At 63.8% G+C, this 4,037-nt stretch carries 5 protein-coding genes and 1 pseudogene; all 6 read left to right on the forward strand.

Going from position 1 to position 4,037, the window contains the following annotated elements; genetic code table 11:
• A pseudogene (locus EOC94_RS32975) lies at nucleotides 1–420 on the forward strand (conjugal transfer protein TrbE); the annotation flags it as partial.
• Nucleotides 392–1,201, forward strand: coding sequence for a P-type conjugative transfer protein TrbJ (gene trbJ / locus EOC94_RS32980; protein WP_127295784.1), 810 nt, complete (start codon nucleotides 392–394; stop codon nucleotides 1,199–1,201). The pseudogene EOC94_RS32975 and the gene trbJ, both read left to right, overlap by 29 nt.
• Nucleotides 1,198–1,410, forward strand: coding sequence for an entry exclusion protein TrbK (trbK, locus tag EOC94_RS32985; protein WP_127295786.1), 213 nt, complete (start codon nucleotides 1,198–1,200; stop codon nucleotides 1,408–1,410). The genes trbJ and trbK overlap by 4 nt, the downstream gene beginning before the upstream one ends.
• The gene (gene trbL / locus EOC94_RS32990) at nucleotides 1,404–2,603 is read left to right on the forward strand and encodes a P-type conjugative transfer protein TrbL (protein WP_127295788.1); all 1,200 of its coding nucleotides are present in this window, start codon (nucleotides 1,404–1,406) and stop codon (nucleotides 2,601–2,603) included. The genes trbK and trbL overlap by 7 nt, the downstream gene beginning before the upstream one ends.
• Nucleotides 2,604–2,617: 14 nt before the next feature.
• Entirely contained in the window at nucleotides 2,618–3,280 is a 663-nt protein-coding gene (locus EOC94_RS32995; protein WP_127295790.1) for a conjugal transfer protein TrbF, read from the forward strand.
• Between the two features lie 16 nt (nucleotides 3,281–3,296).
• Nucleotides 3,297–4,037 (forward strand): P-type conjugative transfer protein TrbG (gene trbG / locus EOC94_RS33000; protein WP_127295792.1); only part of this gene is annotated, 741 nt, incomplete at its 3' end.

Genomic DNA, 4,037 nt, shown 5'->3' on the forward strand with positions numbered 1-4,037 from the left:
GTGCTGCGCAAGGCGAACTGCGCCGTCGTCCTCGCAACGCAGTCCATCTCTGACGCCGAACGCTCCGGCATCATCGACGTTTTGAAGGAAAGCTGCCCGACGAAGATCTGCCTTCCGAACGGCGCTGCGCGCGAGACGGGAACGCGCGAGTTCTACGAGCGGACCGGCTTCAACGAACGGCAGATCGAGATCGTCGCGACTGCTCTGCCGAAACGCGAATACTACGTCGCCTCGCCGGAAGGCCGCAGGCTGTTCGACATGGCGCTCGGTCCTGTCGCCCTCTCCTTTGTCGGAGCGTCCGGCAAGGAGGACCTCAAGCAGATCCGTGCCCTTCATTCCAGGCATGGGGCCGCGTGGCCCCTCAAATGGCTCAAACAGAGGGGGATTGCCGATGTCGCATCATTCTTCCCCAAAGCGTAGCGCCCGTGCCGCGGTTGCCGCGGCGCTGATACTGGGCACTGCCGTAGCGCCGCCGGTCGCGCATGCCGGCGGCGTGACGGGGCAAGCGACTGAATGGACCCAGCTCGCAAACAATGCCGAGCTTGTCAGCCTCGTCGGCAAGTCGGCCGAGCAGGTCAACAACCAGATCAAGCAGATCACCCAGCTTGCCGAGCAAATCCAGAACCAGCTCAATATCTACAACAACCTGCTGCAGAACACCGCGCAGCTTCCGGGCCACATCTGGGGCCAGGCCGAGAACGACCTGAAGAGCCTGCAGAACGTCGTCGCGCAAGGGCAGGGCGTCGCCTTTTCCATGGGCAATATCGATGACGTTTTGAAACAGCGCTTCCAGAGCTTCGCCGACATGAAGAGCAACCTGCCGGATGGCACAAGCTTTTCGTCGACCTACCAGAGTTGGTCAGACGCCAACCGCGACACGATCGCCGGAACGCTGAAGGCGGCGAACCTCACGGCGGAACAGTTCTCGAGCGAGGAATCCACCATGTCCTCGCTGCGCTCGATGTCGGAGAGCGCCGACGGCCAGATGAAGGCGCTGCAGGTCGGCCATCAGATCGCCACCCAGCAGGTCGCGCAGATGCAGAAGCTGCGCGGACTCGTCTCGCAGCAGATGACCATGATGGGCACATGGTTCCAGTCCGAACAGGCGAGACAGGACCTAGCCCAGGCCCGCCGCGAGCAGTTCTTCAACGCGCCCGACCGCGATATCCGCGGCGGCCAGACGATGGAGCCGCGCTGGTGAGCCCGCGCCTTCTCATCGCCCTCGCGGTGTTCGTCGCCTTCGGCGCCGGCATGATGTTTTGGGTGGTCGTGCAACCGAACGCCACGACAGAAACGCCGGCGGCGGCGGCGAGCTCTGGTGCTGCGCGTCAAGAGCACCGGGAACGCTTCTTCGGGGGCGATCCGGATCGCGATGTGCGCGGCGGACAGGAGATGAAGCCGCGATGGTGATTGTCCGCCCCACGCGCGCATTTGAGACGGTGTTCATCGTCATCGCCATCGTGCTGCTCGCGAGCGCCCCGGCGCTTGCACAGCAAGGTTCGGTTCTGACAACACTGGAGAACCAGGTCGTCACCGCCGCAAAGGGCTGGGAGACGACGGTCATGGACGCGGCACGCTCCCTGTTCTGGATTCTCGCCAGCATCGAAGTTGGGATCGCCGCGGTCTGGCTGGCGATTAACGCGGCCAGCCTCGACGCTTGGTTCGCCGAGCTGGTGCGCCGGGTCATGTTCATCGGCCTCTTCGCCTTCATCCTCGATCAGGGACCGGCCTTCGCCAAGGCCGTGGTCGACAGCCTGTTCCAGATCGGCGCCGGCGGCGGCTCGGCTTCGCCGGCGAACATTTTTGATGCCGGCATTCGCGTTGCATCCAAGATGTCCGAGCAGGCGCAGTTCGGCCTGTTCGAGGACAACGCGCTCGCCATCGCCGCGGTCTTCGCAATGGTCGTTGTCGTCGTCTCCTTCTCTCTGGTGGCCGCGATCTTCGTGGCCGTCATGGTGGAGATGTATGTCGGGCTCCTGGCGGGGATGATCATGCTTGGGCTGGGAGGCTCCTCCTACACCAAGGACTTCGCCGTCCGTTATCTGGTCTATGCCTTTTCCGTCGGCATGAAGTTGATGGCGCTGGTGATGATCGCCAAGATCGGCTCGGACATCCTGCTCGGCCTGGCCGAGGCGCCGACGGCGACTTCCGACCAGTTCATCACCACGCTCGCCATCGCAGGCATTTCGGTCGTCGTGTTCGTCATCGCCATGTACGTTCCTCCGATCGTGCAGGGGGTGGTCCAGGGCGCGTCGATCGCCGGCGGCATGGAAGCGATTCGGCACGGTGCGCAGGCCGCGACCTTCGCCGCCGGCGGTGCCTTCCTCGGCGCGAGTGCCGCGTCAAGGGGCGCGCAGACGGCGAGCGACGCACGAGCTGGCGGATCGTCGATGGCGGGTGCTGCACTTCGTGGCATGGCCTCTGGCATCGGCAGCGCCGGATGGGCCGCCGGCTCGGCGGCAAAAGAAAAGGCGATCGCCTCGCCCGGCGCCTATGCGGGCTCGCTCCTGGGGCTTGCAAACGCCAAGCTCGACCAGAGCCGGCAATCGGGGGGGCGTACATCCTCCCGGCCTGTGCCGCCGCCGATCGATGACAGTAAGTGAGGAGACCGTTCGGCATGGCCTCAGGCAATCCGCCCGAAAACCCTTATCTTGCCGCCCGACAGGAGTGGAACGAACGCTATGGCTCCTATGTCAAGGCCGCAGCCGCCTGGCGCCTAGTCGGCATCGCCGGGATGACCATGGCGGTGATCGGCTTTTCCTATGCGCTCTTCCAAAGCACGCAGGTCAAGCTGGTGCCGTACATCGTCGAGGTCGACAAGCTCGGCACCGCCTCGAGCGCCGGTTTTCCGGAACAGATCGAGTATGCCGATCCCCGCGTCGTCAGGGCAACGCTCGGCAGCTTCGTCTCGAATTTCCGCAGCGTGACGCCGGATGCGGTCGTGCAGAAGCAGTATATCGATCGCACCTATTCGCATCTGAGAACCTCCGATCCGGCCACCGAAAAGGTCAACGCCTGGTTCCGCTCGTCCTCGCCGTTCGAGAAGGCGAAGACCGCGACGGTCGCCATCGAGGTAAACAACATCGTCGCCCTGTCCAACCAGAGCTACCAGATTGATTGGACCGAGTTCGAACGCGACCGCAAGGGCAAGGAGACGGCCGTCCGGCGGTTCCGCGGCGTCGCCACCGTCACGCTTACGCCCCCGCAGGACGAGGCCATCATTCGTTTCAACCCGATCGGACTCTATCTCCGCGACTTCGACTGGACTGCGCAGCTTTGAAAGGCATGGCCCGCATATGAACTTCAGAACCAAAATAGCTCGGGCCACGCTGAACGCCATCGTGATCGTATCCACGACGAAGGCGTCGCCCTTCCTCCTCTCTTCGGAAGCCCTCGCCGATGGAGTGACTGCCAATGAGGCGAAGGGCATCGGCATTTCCGGCCAGTGGCGTGGATCGCGCGGCCTTGTCACGAAAGGCGCGGACGGAAAGGTCGTCTTTCTCTACGGCGAGATCCAGCCCTCGGTCGTATGCTCGCCGCTGCAGGTGTGCGATATCGAGCTTGAGGGCGGTGAGGTTGTACGCGATGTTCTCGTCGGCGACACGGTACGCTGGAAGGTCGAACCGGCGACCTCCGGCGCCTCTGGCGGCCAGGCGATCCACCTGATCGTCAAGCCCTCCGAGCCCGGCATCGTCACCTCGATGGTGGTGACGACCTCTCGACGCACCTATCACATTCAGCTCAAGTCGCATCAGACGCAGTACATGGCCCGCGTCGGTTTCGAATATCCCGAGGACGTGTCGACGAAGCTCGCCGACATAAACGCCCGCATGGAGGCGAGCACGCCTCCCGGCGCCGGGCTTCCGGCCGAGCAGTTGCAGTTCGGCTATTCGATTTCGGGTCGCGCCGGATGGCGGCCCAGCCGCGTCTACAGCGATGGCGTCAAGACCTACATCCAATTCCCGCGTTCGATCTCCGGCCAGGACGTGCCGATCCTCTTCGTCGTCTCCGGCGGCCAGAACCGCATCGTCAATTAT

The sequence above is a fragment of the Mesorhizobium sp. M6A.T.Ce.TU.016.01.1.1 genome (genome assembly GCF_003997065.1).
Taxonomy (GTDB): Bacteria; Pseudomonadota; Alphaproteobacteria; order Rhizobiales; family Rhizobiaceae; genus Mesorhizobium; species Mesorhizobium mediterraneum.